Annotated in this window: 11 protein-coding genes; 6 read left to right on the forward strand and 5 right to left on the reverse strand. The window is 50.4% G+C overall.

Annotated features, from left to right (window positions below; translation table 11 throughout):
• Positions 1 to 106 precede the first annotated feature (106 nt).
• Positions 107 to 343 carry a GNAT family N-acetyltransferase gene (locus tag EYA77_RS04665; protein WP_280841932.1) on the forward strand — a complete coding sequence of 79 codons (237 nt, stop codon included), beginning with the start codon at positions 107 to 109 and terminating at the stop codon, positions 341 to 343.
• A gap of 407 nt (positions 344 to 750) precedes the next feature.
• On the forward strand, positions 751 to 1,176 hold the full coding sequence (locus EYA77_RS04670) for a hypothetical protein (RefSeq protein WP_167816036.1): 426 nt from the start codon (positions 751 to 753) through the stop codon (positions 1,174 to 1,176).
• Positions 1,177 to 1,185: 9 nt separating this feature from the next.
• Here EYA77_RS04670 and EYA77_RS04675 read toward each other — a convergent pair whose 3' ends face one another.
• Complete coding sequence (locus EYA77_RS04675; RefSeq protein WP_167816037.1) at positions 1,186 to 3,720, reverse strand: DUF4268 domain-containing protein; 2,535 nt, start codon at positions 3,718 to 3,720, stop codon at positions 1,186 to 1,188.
• A gap of 176 nt (positions 3,721 to 3,896) precedes the next feature.
• Between EYA77_RS04675 and EYA77_RS04680 the strand changes: the two genes are divergently transcribed.
• Together EYA77_RS04680 and EYA77_RS04685 are read left to right on the forward strand one after the other, a co-directional pair.
• Entirely contained in the window at positions 3,897 to 4,301 is a 405-nt protein-coding gene (locus EYA77_RS04680; protein WP_042700774.1) for a metal-dependent transcriptional regulator, read from the forward strand.
• 415 nt (positions 4,302 to 4,716) lie between these two features.
• Entirely contained in the window at positions 4,717 to 5,010 is a 294-nt protein-coding gene (locus tag EYA77_RS04685; protein WP_245241190.1) for a hypothetical protein, read from the forward strand.
• Positions 5,011 to 5,028: 18 nt separating this feature from the next.
• Here EYA77_RS04685 and EYA77_RS04690 read toward each other — a convergent pair whose 3' ends face one another.
• The 3 genes from EYA77_RS04690 to EYA77_RS04700 form a co-directional block, all read right to left on the reverse strand.
• Positions 5,029 to 5,889, reverse strand: coding sequence for an Mrp/NBP35 family ATP-binding protein (locus tag EYA77_RS04690; RefSeq protein ID WP_167816038.1), 861 nt, complete (start codon positions 5,887 to 5,889; stop codon positions 5,029 to 5,031).
• 255 nt (positions 5,890 to 6,144) lie between these two features.
• On the reverse strand, positions 6,145 to 6,915 hold the full coding sequence (locus EYA77_RS04695) for a peroxiredoxin (RefSeq protein WP_245241192.1): 771 nt from the start codon (positions 6,913 to 6,915) through the stop codon (positions 6,145 to 6,147).
• Between the two features lie 57 nt (positions 6,916 to 6,972).
• Positions 6,973 to 7,347: a DUF134 domain-containing protein gene (locus tag EYA77_RS04700; protein WP_167816039.1), complete on the reverse strand. Its 375-nt coding sequence runs from the start codon at positions 7,345 to 7,347 to the stop codon at positions 6,973 to 6,975.
• Between the two features lie 171 nt (positions 7,348 to 7,518).
• Between EYA77_RS04700 and atwA the strand changes: the two genes are divergently transcribed.
• On the forward strand, positions 7,519 to 9,153 hold the full coding sequence (gene atwA / locus EYA77_RS04705) for a methyl coenzyme M reductase system, component A2 (RefSeq protein ID WP_167816040.1): 1,635 nt from the start codon (positions 7,519 to 7,521) through the stop codon (positions 9,151 to 9,153).
• An 83-nt stretch (positions 9,154 to 9,236) separates the two neighbouring features.
• Here the strand turns inward: atwA and EYA77_RS04710 are convergent, their stop codons facing one another.
• Positions 9,237 to 10,469 (reverse strand): lysophospholipid acyltransferase family protein, encoded by a 1,233-nt coding sequence (locus EYA77_RS04710; protein ID WP_081406724.1) that lies wholly within the window; start codon positions 10,467 to 10,469, stop codon positions 9,237 to 9,239.
• A 208-nt stretch (positions 10,470 to 10,677) separates the two neighbouring features.
• On the opposite strand from EYA77_RS04710, the gene EYA77_RS04715 reads away from it, so the two are divergent.
• Positions 10,678 to 12,438 (forward strand): AMP-binding protein, encoded by a 1,761-nt coding sequence (locus EYA77_RS04715; RefSeq protein WP_245241194.1) that lies wholly within the window; start codon positions 10,678 to 10,680, stop codon positions 12,436 to 12,438.
• Positions 12,439 to 13,641: the final 1,203 nt, after the last annotated feature.

Raw genomic sequence — 13,641 nt, forward strand, 5'->3', positions numbered from 1 at the left:
AAGCAGGACGTTAACGCGAGCCTTGAACATAAGATATTTCCACCGCGGGACGCTCCGCGCCGAAGTCGCGTCCCCGCACCCCTTAATCAGAAAAAAGGAAAGAGATGTGGGGGAGCATATTTGCCAACTGTCAAATTCAGGCTACTGGGGCAAAGGGATCATGACGCAGATGGTGAAAGAGGTCTGCGGTCTGGCGTTTTGCAGATTCCCGATCGACGCGATCTTCGCGGAGCACTATGAGTGGAACGCCGCATCGCAGAAGGTTTTGGAAAAGGCGGGCTTCGTGTACAAAGGGGCTAAGGAAAAATCCCGGGTGTATACGCTTGTAAAGAGTAAAGTGTAGATTTCGAGAGATATCTCCACGCTTATTTTTCGGTGTAAGCTTCAGTTTCGTGTACGGTATTTTTTTAGTGGTACCATCCTCGCAAGGCAAAGCCTTGCTCGGCTGAGGTCGTCCGCTTCGCGTCCAACCCGCCCATCACACGAAATGCACGAAAATAAAAACGAAAACACGAAAATAAAAAAATCGATGGGATGGGGATACAAATCTTACCCTCCTCTGTCCACTCGCAAGTCTATCGACTTGCTCAGCTAAGGTCGACCGCTTCGCGTCCAACCCGCCCCCCACACAAAATTTTCTAAAATCAACGAAATTCACGAAAAGGGGGACAGGGGCGGATGAATGGGAGAAAAGAAAGGAGTCGGGATGAGTGTGGATGTATGAAATTATTGAACCGCGAATAAGCCCAAATGAGCTTTGCTCATTTGAGGCGGCACGCAAGCCTTTGGCTTGCACGCCTCCGCGAATTAACGCGCTCACAAATCAAAGATTTGCTCTCCGCTTCGGGCTTCCAGCCCTCGCTTGAATCGCATTTTTCTTGCGCCGTCGTGCTCTGCTCCGGCTTATGCGTGCAAATCGAAGATTTGCGTGCCGCCTCAAACAGGCTTTGCCTGTTTGGGCTTCGCCTGCGCAGGAATCGCACGCCGTCTGGAAAAGTCCACGAGCTGAAAGCTCGTGAGACGTCTCAAGAGCCTTTGGCTCTTGGACAAATGCTGGGGAAAAACCCGCGTGCGGGTTTTTCTATCTTTGAACAATTCTCCCTCTTACATCTAACGGCATGTTTTCAAATCTACTGCTTACTGGAAAAAAAGGAGAGGGTGAAATCTATTGCATGATTGCCTATCCTAATATTTTTGCAGGATAGGTGTTAAAACTTCAGACAAAGCAACCGTATTTCCAACCATAAACGAATTTATTTGCGGCCAGGTGGATTCATCCATAAAATCTATATCGTCGAGCCTAATAGACAAAAAGGAAATCCGGAGAGAATCCCCTCTTTCCCAAAAAATAGGCAGACCTATTTTATTTTCGATCTCATCTTTGTGTGAGTGAATATAGTCGTACAGTTTTTTATTCTTCATTATGTCCATATTGTTGCATTGGAATCCGACGGTGCATTTCTTTAGTCTAATTGACATAAAATAGTTCATGCCGCCGCCAAGGATCGATTTTGCAGTAAACCAGCCGCTCCTGTTTGGAGTTCTGTTTTGGTAGATATCTGTTTTGGTATTTATTTCAACGAGGAGCTGGTCCCAGAATTTGAAATACATATCTCCTTTCTGTCGAGAATTAACGGGATTGGCAGTCGATACAACAGGATTTGATACGGTAATCGTGATCTCTCCCGGCTCAACGTCAAAGAGTGACAGATACTTTTTGATCAAAGATATTTTTGATCCGGTATCCCCGTGGACTCTCAGATATATGCCTTCGGCAATACGCCGGGAATCACCCGGGGAAAAAGCATCTTCACTTGCTGAAATAGCCTGGGCTACAGGAGTTTTTTCGGATGAAAGAGCAAGATCCTGGAGGACCGCACCATCTCTTTCATGCAGTAAACCGATTACGGAGGCGAGGAACTCACGCCAGGTTTTCACGCTGTATTTTGTCCCGGCAAAAGTAAAGGAGTAAATATTTCGGTTGTATAAATCAACATCCTCATCCAGCGAAAAAGTATTTCCCTCTTTTTGTGCCGGAACAAAAGAAGACACATATGTCGGCCATATCTTCAGTGCGAGATTTGTTAACTGATTATTCCTTTCAACAAGCTCCTCACGAGCCCACTTATCACAGGTCGCAACATAGTGATTCAACTTCAGATGACTCTCTTTAAATCCCTTTGGCATATTATTTTTATCAAAAAATGAGTTATTGCTGTATTTTGAGTTATATGCTGTTAACGAAAGATTTGCCAGCTTGTGCAGCCATTCTTCATGAACCTGTAATGCGGTCTCAGAACCTCCGAGTTCCTCCTTCCATTTATCGGATAATGTTTGAGGCATGATATGTTCAATACTCAGCTGACCCTCAGAAATGAGATTTTCCAGATCTACCACTTCATAATTGTCCTGATTTTCCAGAGATTCGAGGAGATAAAGCAAATATGTCAACTTCATATCCTGATAGAGATTCCTGTTCAGTAAATTGTCGCGAACCTCCGTATCTGTTGGGAAACGGCCTGACCCCTGTTTTGAAAGAAGAATATACTTGAGTTTTTCCACATATCCTGTCTCATTGCCTTCCTGACGCAGGACATCCTTATGCAAAGTCATAAAGACCTTATTCAAGCCTTGAGCAGGAACACCGCAGATTATACGCCTTACGAGATAGGTTTCCAGGATGCGCAGAATACTGATTATCTCATTTGATATAATCATTCCCGACTGATACCCGTCCAGTATCTCCATTACATAGGGATTAATGACACTGTTATCCAGCTTCCGGAGTTTTGTGAGGATTTTCTTGATATCTCCCTCTGCCGTTTCAGGAGATTGGATCATATAATAATATTTTGCATACTTTACCATGTCCTGAAGTAAGGTCTCTTTATCAGCAGTTTCAGCATATACCTTAAATTCGGAATATATATTCGCGATGGCGGGAATCCGCCGCAACTTGATTGTCAGGTAATTGCGAAGGAACGCATCGGTATTTTTAGGCGTGTATTTTTCTATCTTGTACCAGTAGGATGTATAATATTTTTCCTGCATTTCCAAGGGCAATGACATTAATACGTAATTTCTCACTTTATCAGATTCAGAAAGAGCCAATCCGGTAGAGTTCAGACTTTCGAAAATGAGTTGTGCATCATCATCTTTTTCAAGAATAATGTCAATTACAACAAGCCGCGAAACTGCTTCCATCAGTTCGTCGATCGTCACCTCGCGCTTGAGAATGGAGGTATAAAAATACTGATAGTTTTTTGTGATTCTGGAATCTTGTTCTAAATCGCTCAGGTCTTCTGAAAAGAGTGCATTATACGCATTCTGACTGTTTGCGGCAGGTATCAGTTTGATTGTATGATCATATTCATCACGGAGATATTTATTATGGATTTTGTCTGTTAATTTTTTATCAGCAGAGATAAGAATGCCTTGTTTCAAAATGTTGTAAATAGCTATCAGCAGAATCGAGATGGTCGTAATTCTCTGTTGACCGTCGATGATGACGTATTCTCCGCGGCCTCCTTTGGGATTTGTGGCACTTACTATACTTCCAAAAAAGTGGGTTGGACGGTTATTTATGATAGTTGACAGCAAATCGCTGTATAATTGTTTACAGTGTTCCAGCTGCCATTCATATTCCCGCTGATAGACCGGGATAACGAATATGTCATTGGAATCTAAAAGACGGATCAGAAATTTTTCATTACCTTTCATACTGTACCAACCTGAAATAATACCTATTTGATTCCAGAAGTAATAACATTACGGGTATTACGTATGATTTGCATGATAAAGGCACTCGGGAGTGGGTGAAAATATCCTGAGCCTAAAAAAACATCCCATCCCAAATAAAACAAACCCTGATTACCCAATCCTCCCAATACTATACCATGGATCCGATACCTCAGGCATCATACGATCACCGCCTCACCATGAAAGAGGAGGACTACCTCGAAGCGATCCTCAACGTATCCCTTACGAAAGGATACGCCAAAAGCCGCGACGTCGCGGTCGAACTCGACGTGGGGCCCTCCTCTGTCGGGGAAATGTTTGCGAAACTGGATAAAAAAGGCCTGGTCGTGTATCGGAAATACGAAGGTGTCACCCTCACTGAACCTGGAAAGATCATCGCCGAGCAGGTGAAGTTCCGCCACGATGTCCTGGTCGAATTTCTGGAAATGGTCGGGGTGCCAAGCGACATTGCAAACAAAGACGCCTGCTTCATGGAACATGAATTAAGCACGGTCACGATCCAGAAGATCCGGGAGTTCGTCGCCGCAAAAAAACAGAAATAAGTTTTTTTTTAATGGGACTTACGCGGTGTGATCTTAACCGAAACAACTGACGTACTTATGGGATGTACTTCGATTTCGTGTAACGCCGGATGCGGAACCCTGAGAAAAAGAACCGCGAATAAGCGGTTCAATAATTTCATGGGTCCGCACCCACCCATACATTTCCCGAATCGGGTTGAGATCACACCATGTAACTCCCATCCCAATTACTAATCTATTACTAATATCTGTCAAATTAGTAATTGGCCCCGCTCCCCCTGACCCGCAAAAAAGAGGTCAGGCACCCCCTCCGCATACCCCCATATAAACCTACCTTTTTTGGTAAAAACCCGCAAAAACTTTACCGCTATCCCCCCTCTCCAAGAATATAATCAGAGGTTGGACGGAGCCCCAGCTGATCTCGGGACAAAAAACCATGACAGCTGATTTCATTCAGACAGCAATCTCGAAGTCCGCAAAGCGGATCTTCACCGCAGAGTTTACGAACGCCGCCGCGTATGATGCGATCATCGCAGAAATTACCGGCGTGGAAAACCCCCTCGGCCTTGCCGAAGTCGAGCTCGGGAAGCAGACCTACAAGACCTATGTCGGCTACTTCGACCCGAACACCTCCCGCACCCCTGGATCAGAAAAAAAAAGATTGGAGCATTTCTATTTGCAGGTCATGAGAAATGACCCCCAAAAAGAACAACCCGCACGCGGTTTTTAACTCCTGTAAAAAAAAGAATTACTCCCGCGACTCGATCACCGCGATGAGATTTTCCATCACCTTATCCACCGCATCCCAGGTAGGGCTGACCTTCCCCGGCGTCCGGACGATAAACGGCCGTCCCTCATCAGCGGCTTTGCGCATCTCGATATCAAGCGGGATAGCGCCAAGATACGGCACCTTATACTGCTCCGCCGCCTTAGCTCCGCCGCCTTTTCCGAAGATATCGACGACCTCGCCGCAGTGCGGACAGACCATACCCGACATATTCTCGATCACGCCGAGGACAGAAAGATCCATCATCTCAATAAATTTGATCGCCTTCGTCGCATCCAAAACAGCCACATCCTGCGGGGTCGTCACGATAACGGCGCCCTCAACATTCGGCGCGAACTGAATGATATTCAAAGCCTCATCACCCGTTCCCGGCGGAAGATCCACGATCAGATAATCGAGCTCTCCCCATTCCACCTCGCCCAGGAACTGTTTCGTCGCAGCGGCCTTCATCGGTCCGCGCCAGACCACAGGACTGTCCGTCTCATTCAGGAGAAGAGCGATCGAGACCACCTTCAACGACCCCGTCACCTTCACCGGCATAATGTGCTCGCCGATCGCCTGAAGACGCATATCCTCGATCCCGAGCATCTTCCCGATCGAAGGACCGTGAAGATCAAGATCCAGAAGACCCGTCTGATACCCGTGACTCGAAAGCGCATAGGCAAGATTTACCGACACCGTGCTTTTTCCGACCCCTCCCTTTCCCGAGAGGACCAAAATCACATGGCGGACATTGATTTTGGACTTTTCCGGTTTATTTTTCGGCGATTCGGTTTTTTGTGAACTGCTCGCGCAGTCTGTATTGCTGGTTTCATTGGTCATGTATAGATAACTCCGTTGAAAGCTCCGCCGCAGACAAAAAAATCACCTGCAGCAGAACACATGTAAGAGAAAAATCTGCTTAAGAACGCCGGGGACCGCAGGTCAGACAAAACAGCCTGACCAGTATCCAACATCCGGCGTTCCATCCTGATAGGCTCCGCCCCCGCAGTGATCACGTTACTGACCCGGTATTGCGGCATTTGCAGTAATGGGGGGCGGAGATGTATGAAAGTTTAGAGGAGGACGTGGAGGTTGTTACTTCTTTTCGCGTCTGAAACACATGAACCAGTCAAGACAATACTGATCATCGCTTGTCGACTCCATGCGTTCCTTTGCCGTCCCGCAGGAACCTGCAGTCGGTACGATCACATCATCACCCGGACGCCAGTCAGCAGGCGTTGCGACCTGATCACTGTCTGCTTTCTGCAGAGCGAGAATGATGCGTTTGATCTCGTCGAAGTTTCTTCCGGTCGAGAGAGGATAATACAGAATGGTTCTGATCTTCGCCAAAGGATCGATAACGAATACTGCACGCACTGCCTGCGTATTCGACTGACCCGGCTGGATCATCCCGAATTTGTTGGCGACCTCCATCCTGATATCCTCGATCAGCGGGAACTTCACCTCGATGTTCTTCTTCCCGTTCCACTCGATCTCCTGGATCTTGCGAAGCCAGGCGATGTGGGCGTAAAGAGAATCTACCGAAAGTCCGATCAGTTCGGTGTTCAGTGCGGCGAACTCATCAGCCATCGACGCAAACGTCATAAACTCGGTCGTACAAACCGGGGTGAAGTCTGCCGGGTGCGAGAAGAGAATGACCCACTTCCCGGCATAATCCTCGGGAAACCGGATAGGCCCCTGTGTCGTTACCGCCTCAAACGAGGGAGCGGTGTCACCGATCAGCGGCATTTTTGCGCCGCTGTGCGGATGTCCATCGCTGAATCTGTGGAGGCGATGGTGGTGATGATAACAGCAGATCTCCTGCTGCTTTTCATCTTCCATTGCATGTACTGGTGTTTTTTCCATAGTGATGACCTCCGTAAAGGATCACGGCAGATATGTCTGAACAGCACGCCCTGTCAGCTACACGTCGCGGGTCTGCATTCCGCAGCCGTGCGGCTGAACCCCGCCGTCTGTGTGCGGACAGCAGGAGACTTTTATCATCTTGCCGTTCGCCAAAGCATCGGCGACTTTGTAGCGCGCCTCATGAAGGTCGCGCCATGCCGTCTTTCTTGAAACACCCAAAACGCCGGCGGCATCCTCCTGCGAAAGACCTTCCAGATCGACCAGTTTCAAAACCGCGATCTCTTCGGGATACAAAGTGACCATCTCAATGTTTGCCTTCCTGTTAGGACAGACCGGGGCATAACATCCCGGAGGCTCATTGAGCTCGACACATCGCCGCACCCGCGGTCTTCCGCATTTACCTTTTGGACAAATCTCAGGGTTTTCAGGCATATCTTTACTCGTGCTGGATATCTTCTCATGCCATCCCTAAAGTGTTTTCGATTAGCCGATGACACCTGAGGAAATATTCAGTAAGTACTCATATGCGCCAAAATATATTAATGTATGTGAATCGAATGATGTTAAGTACAAGTAGTAAAGAAGTAATTTCCGGAGATGCGTATGTCGACACCATTTATAACAATAGAAAATCTGTGTATGGATTTTGGCGAGGAGCACAAGATCCGCGTTCTGGACAATATCTGTCTTGAAATCGCCGAAGGAGAGATCGTAGGTGTGATCGGAAGATCAGGATGCGGAAAGACCGTGCTGATCCATCTGATCCGGGGGATCGACACGCCGCCGACCGGCGGCAGGATCGTCTATCACCTTGCGCGGTGCAGAAAATGCGGCAGGATCGAGTTCAGAAGCGATGCGGGAAAAGCCTGCCCTGCCTGCGGAGAGACCCTTGCCGCAGAAGATATCGACTTCTGGGCGCCGGAAAACGAAGCGCTGAAAGCAAAGATCATGGCGCGGACCTCGCTGATGTTCCAGCGGACCTTCTCTCTCTACGGGGATGACCGCGTGATCGAGAACGTTCTTAGGGCGCTCGACGACATCAGCTACCCGGCAAATCAGGCGCTTTCCCGTGCGGCGGATCTGGTGGATGAAGTGCGGCTGAGTCACCGGATGATGCATGTCGCCAGGGATCTTTCGGGCGGAGAAAAGCAGCGCGTGGTGCTCGCCCGCCAGCTCGCCCGCGAACCGCTGTTTTTGTGCGCCGACGAGCCGACGGGAACGCTGGATCCCAAGACCGCGACGATCGTGCATGAACTGCTGAAGACCGCGGGAGCAGAGAAGAAGATGGGGATGGTCATCACCTCCCACTTCGCCCAGGTGCTGGAGGATGTCTGCGACCGGGCGGTCCTGATGGATGACGGAAGGATCACACAAATCGGCAAACCTGAAGAGATCGTGGATGAGTTCATGAAGGGATGCAAAGATGACTGCACCTATGTGTGCACCGACTGCGGCAGTGCGGTCGTGCGGGCGAAGGATCTCTCAAAGAAGTTCATCGCCGTCGACCGCGGGGTGATCAATGCGGTGGACAAGGTCAGTTTCGAGGTGTACGAACGCGAGATCCTCGGGATCATCGGCGTTTCCGGAGGAGGGAAGACGACGCTTTCGAAGATGATCGCGGGTCTGTATGAACCGACCGGCGGCACCCTGGAGGTGCGGGTCGGGGATGAATGGGTCGATATGCGAAAACCGGGATATGAGTTCCGCGGCAGAGCGAAGAAGTACATCGGCCTTCTGCATCAGGAGTATGATCTGTATCCGCACAGAACGGTGATCGACAATCTGACGGAAGCGATCGGACTGGAGTTTCCAAAAGAGCTGGCTGTCCGAAAAGCGGTGATCACGCTCCGGATGGCGGGATTTACCGAGAAGAAGGCAAAGGACATCCTGAACAGGAAGCCTTCCGAGCTCTCCGAAGGCGAGAAGCACAGAGTGGCGCTGGGTCAGGTGCTTATCCGGGAACCGCGGATCATTCTTCTGGATGAGCCGACCGGAACGATGGATCCGATCACGAAGATCGATGTGAAGCACTCGATAGTCAATGCAAGAGATGAGATGGACGAGACGTTCATCATCGTTTCCCATGACATGGACTTCGTGAGAGATGTCTGCGACCGGTGCATGTTCATCCGCGGAGGAAAGATCATTGCGGAAGGACCAACGGCGGAAGTGCTCGCAAAGATCTCTGAAAAGGAGGTCGAGAAGATGGCGGCGGATCTGGAAGCAGGACAGAAATAATCCCCTCCGCTCCATTTTCACCTTGCGCAAAGGCTGTTTTGAATATTTTTGATAAAAATAGGAGTTTCCAGACCTGGAAGCGCTTACTTATACTCTTTTCCGATCAAAAACCGGTAAAGCACCATATATTTCGACGCTGACCGCGGGATCTTTGACTCGACTTCGTAGTACGTCCCGTCATGCAGCGAGAACAGGATCTTCATCTGCAGGGAAAACGCAAACCCTTCGATATCCGCAAACGGAAACACAAACTTTCCTTTGTCGCCGTCGAACTCGAGCCGGTCAACATAGATCGAAAACTTCCCGGTGCCGAGATCCTCGACCGACTTCATCGCCCCGATCTTTCCCAGGATCTGCCCTTCGTCCGACTCGATCGGGACATCCTTTTGGGTCGCGAGATACGCCGGCAGACGCTCTTTGATCAGATCACGCTGCCAGTGATCCCAGGAGACGATGTTGTCATGATGCAGCGGATGGTCCGACGCCGGCTCGAACAGACCGAACTCATTGAACTTCACCGCATACCCGCATTCGCAGGAGAGAATATCCCCTTTGCTGTGCAGTCTGCCCATCTGTTTACACTCCGGGCAGATGTAGAGGATCGTTTCAAGATACTCGGCGAGATCCGTGCCCGTGTAGGGCCGGGGATCTTTTTTCTGGTCATCGAACGTGTTCACATACAGATCGCGGTTGATCGCTTCATTGATCTGATCGACCGTCATGCCCTTCAGCTCTTCGGGAGAGTATTCGTGGACGAACTCACCCTGCATGGTGCCGTCACGGGGGGTTTTTCCCCATCGCGGGCGGCGCAGATACCCGCCGTGCATCCGGTAGGTGATGAGAGAAGCGCCGAGCTCTCCGCACTCTTTCACCAGTTTCCCGGTGGCAGGCGAGATGAACGCTGTCTCGCCGTTGATCGATCTGACCCCTTCGGGAGACATCCAGACATTATTGCCGGCACTCAGCCGTTCTTTGATGTCCCTGATCACCTCGCCTGCCGGGGCGCCTTTCTTGCGGATGATCGGATCCAGCAGACACCGGCCGGCAAGGCGGGTCGATTTCTTTCTGAACAGATGTTCGCCGGCCACATAGAACATGTGTCCTTTGATCGCCATGCCGATCATCAGATGGTCCCAAAGGGTCGTGTGGTTGGAAAAAACCATATAGGGAGTATGCTTTGGGACGACGATATCGTAAGTATAGTGTAATTTTCGGCTCATCGCCGGGGAGGCAAGAAAGCGTGCCGTTTTATACACGCCTTTATACCAGAGAACGCGGATATTCTGCATTGCCCTATAGTATGGGAATTTACCCATGATATATCTGAGGGTATTTGTAATGCGGCGCTCTTTGGAGGATCATTTTTCCACGGCCGGCAGCCTGCAGGGAATACAAAAAAACGAAAGGATCCAAAGCGGGAAGTGCGGCAGCATATTTTTCCCGGTGCGCCCTTTAACTGACGCAGATCACCGGAACAAAACCTTCACCTCTAGCTTTATCATAAGAAAAAGCAAATATTATCCCATGACCGAAACGGCACACAAAGCCGGGCGCAGTACGCGTTCGACCGAGCGCGAGCATAGATCCGAGGGATTTGTGCCCCACAACATGATGGATTACGAGGAAACCTACTCCACGTTCTCCATTGCTGTGCCTGAGTATTACAACTTCGGCTTCGACGTTGTTGATGCATGGGCGAAAAAAGACCGCAACAAACTCGCCATGATCTGGACAAACCAGGAAGGAAAGGAAAAATACTACACCTTCCGGCAGATGATGAATCTGTCCAACCAGATCGCGAACATGATGTTCAAACAGCATATCGGCAAAGGCGACCGCGTGATGATCCTTCTGCCGCGTGTTCCCGAGTGGTGGACCTTTGCTCTTGCTGCAATAAAAATAGGCGCAGTCATCTGCCCGTCTCCGGTCATTCTAACCCCGCACGATCTCAAATACCGAATAAACCAGGGCAAATTCAAGATGATCGTGACAAACACTGAAAATGTCTGGAAACTTGAGGATATAGCAGGCGAATGCCCGACGCTGCAGGTAAAATTCCTGACCGACGGCGATGCTCCGGGATGGATAAACTATCAGAAGGAACTGATTCACCCGGCACGTGCTTCTACGAAGCTGAGTTCGATCGTTCGAAGCGTTCGAACCAAAGCGACGGACCCTATGCTGATCTTCTTCTCGTCGGGAACGACCGCTGACCCGAAGATGGTGCTGCACAATCATGCCTATCCGCTCGGCCACATCGTGACCGGCAGGTTCTGGTATGATCTGACAGACAACGATCTCCACTTCACGGTCGCGGACATGGGCTGGGGCAAATCCTCCTGGGGCAAGTTCTACGGACCCTGGATGGAAGGCGCCTGTGTCTTTGTCTACGACTACCGCGGGAAGTTCAATGCGACCGAGCTTCTGCCGCTGATCGAAAAGTATGAGATCACGACGTTTTGCGCTCCGCCGACGATCTACCGGATGCTGATCCTTGCGGATCTGGAGACGTTTGACTTTTCCGAGCTGCGTCACTGCCTCTCGGCAGGCGAGACGCTGAACCCGGAGGTCAACCGCGTGTGGGAGGAAGGCACCGGGAAAAAGATCTACGAGGCTTACGGTCAGACGGAAACGGTCACGGTGATCGGAACGTTCCCGTGTATGGAAGTCAGACCCGGTTCGATCGGGAAACCTGCTCCGGGCTGGAAGATCGAGCTCCACGACGATATGGGCAATCCGGTGGCTCCGGGCGTTGAAGGCAGGATCGCGATCAAGACGAGCGATCCGTCACCGGTCGGTCTGTTTACCGAGTATCTGGATGACCCGAAGGCAACCGCGAAGGTCTTTATCAACGGCTGGTACTACACGGGAGATAAGGCGACGGTCGATGAAGACGGCTACTTCTGGTTCATGGGCCGCGATGATGATATGATCAAATCATCCGGCTACCGCGTTTCCCCGGCGGAGGTCGAGTCGGCGCTTATCGAGCACCCGGCAGTGAAGGAGTCTGCGGTCGTCGGCAGCCCCGACCCGATCCGCGGCGTGATCATCAAAGCATTCGTGGTCTTAAAAGACGGTTATACCGGGTCCGAGGCCCTCATCAAAGAGATGCAGACCCATGTGAAGACGACGACCGCCCCGTATAAGTATCCGCGTGCGATCGAGTTCGTGGAGGAGCTTCCAAAGACGATTTCCGGAAAGGTTCGGAGAGTTGAGCTCCGCAATCTCGAGATGAAGAGATATCAGGAAGCACACCACGAAGAGTTCTCTGAAAAGAAGAACTGAACTTTTTTTCTTTTTTTTAGCGTTTGTATTCGATCTGAATTCCCAAAGGACGTTGTTCGTCTCCTAATCTTCGGGATGTTTCAAGGATTTGAGCGGGATTCTTTGGGTGGTACCACTCACGCAAGACAAAGATTTGGTCGCAAATCAAAGCCTTGGTCGCAAATCAAAGCCTTGGTCGCAAATCAAAGATTTGGTCGCAAATCAAAGATTTGGTCGCAAATCAAAGCCTTGGTCGCAAATCAAAGATTTGCTCCGCTGAGGTTGCCCCTTCGGGGCAACCCGCCTCCGCTGAGCCCGCCCCTTCGGGGCAACCCGCCTCCGCTGAGGTCGGCCGCTTTCAGCGTCCACCCCTCCCACTCGCAAAGCTTCACTTTGCTCAGCTAAGGTCGTCGACTACGTCTCCGACCCGCCAACGAAATCCACGAAAAATACGCAAATCAAAGATTTGTTCTCCGACTCGGGCTTGCAGCCCTCGTTTGAATCGCATTTTTCTTGCGTTCGGGTGCTCTCTCAGGCTGATGCGTGCAAATCGAAGATTTGGATGCCGCTTCAAATGGGCTTTGCCCGCTTGGGCTTTCCAGGCAGTCCTTCCTCAATGAAAGTTCTTCGATGTACGACCCGGCGCTTCTTTTGATCCACGTGCCCGCGGGGGGCACGACTGCGAATCAGAGGCTAGCGCTTCCTTGGTAAGATTTCAATCCACGTGCCCACGAGGGGCACGACGACGGATGCACGGACGCCCACAGCGCACGCTCTATTTCAATCCACGTGCCCACGAGGGGCACGACAAGCAGGGCAGTTTAAGAAGGTGACGCCGGAGGATTTCAATCCACGTGCCCACGAGGGGCACGACACAAACTCAAGAGCCTTTTTGTACGGGAACGATTATTTCAATCCACGTGCCCACGAGGGGCACGACTTTTGTAGATGGCATATGTGACCTCATCAGATATTTCAATCCACGTGCCCACGAGGGGCACGACCTTTCATTCCGTAAATCTGCTGTTGTTGCAGTTATTTCAATCCACGTGCCCACGAGGGGCACGACTCTCTGACCCCGCTAAAGGTTTTATTTGGTAGTATTTCAATCCACGTGCCCACGAGGGGCACGACTTGTTCAAGAGTCGGAACACCCGCGGCATCCATATTTCAATCCACGTGCCCACGAGGGGCACGACGCGGGGCAATTTAATGATGATGTGT

It is taken from the genome of Methanocorpusculum sp. GPch4 (genome assembly GCF_012062385.1).
Taxonomy (GTDB): Archaea; Halobacteriota; Methanomicrobia; order Methanomicrobiales; family Methanocorpusculaceae; genus Methanocorpusculum; species Methanocorpusculum parvum.

What these genes read in the sequence shown, in the direction of transcription:
- EYA77_RS04670 (WP_167816036.1), top strand. Translation starts at nt 751, where the DNA reads ATGAGCTTTGCTCATTTGAGGCGGCACGCAAGCCTTTGGCTTGCACGC.
- EYA77_RS04675 (WP_167816037.1), bottom strand. Translation starts at nt 3,720, where the DNA reads ATGAAAGGTAATGAAAAATTTCTGATCCGTCTTTTAGATTCCAATGAC.
- EYA77_RS04680 (WP_042700774.1), top strand. Translation starts at nt 3,897, where the DNA reads ATGGATCCGATACCTCAGGCATCATACGATCACCGCCTCACCATGAAA.
- EYA77_RS04685 (WP_245241190.1), top strand. Translation starts at nt 4,717, where the DNA reads ATGACAGCTGATTTCATTCAGACAGCAATCTCGAAGTCCGCAAAGCGG.
- EYA77_RS04690 (WP_167816038.1), bottom strand. Translation starts at nt 5,889, where the DNA reads ATGACCAATGAAACCAGCAATACAGACTGCGCGAGCAGTTCACAAAAA.
- EYA77_RS04695 (WP_245241192.1), bottom strand. Translation starts at nt 6,915, where the DNA reads ATGGAAAAAACACCAGTACATGCAATGGAAGATGAAAAGCAGCAGGAG.
- EYA77_RS04700 (WP_167816039.1), bottom strand. Translation starts at nt 7,347, where the DNA reads ATGCCTGAAAACCCTGAGATTTGTCCAAAAGGTAAATGCGGAAGACCG.
- atwA (WP_167816040.1), top strand. Translation starts at nt 7,519, where the DNA reads ATGTCGACACCATTTATAACAATAGAAAATCTGTGTATGGATTTTGGC.
- EYA77_RS04710 (WP_081406724.1), bottom strand. Translation starts at nt 10,469, where the DNA reads ATGGGTAAATTCCCATACTATAGGGCAATGCAGAATATCCGCGTTCTC.
- EYA77_RS04715 (WP_245241194.1), top strand. Translation starts at nt 10,678, where the DNA reads ATGACCGAAACGGCACACAAAGCCGGGCGCAGTACGCGTTCGACCGAG.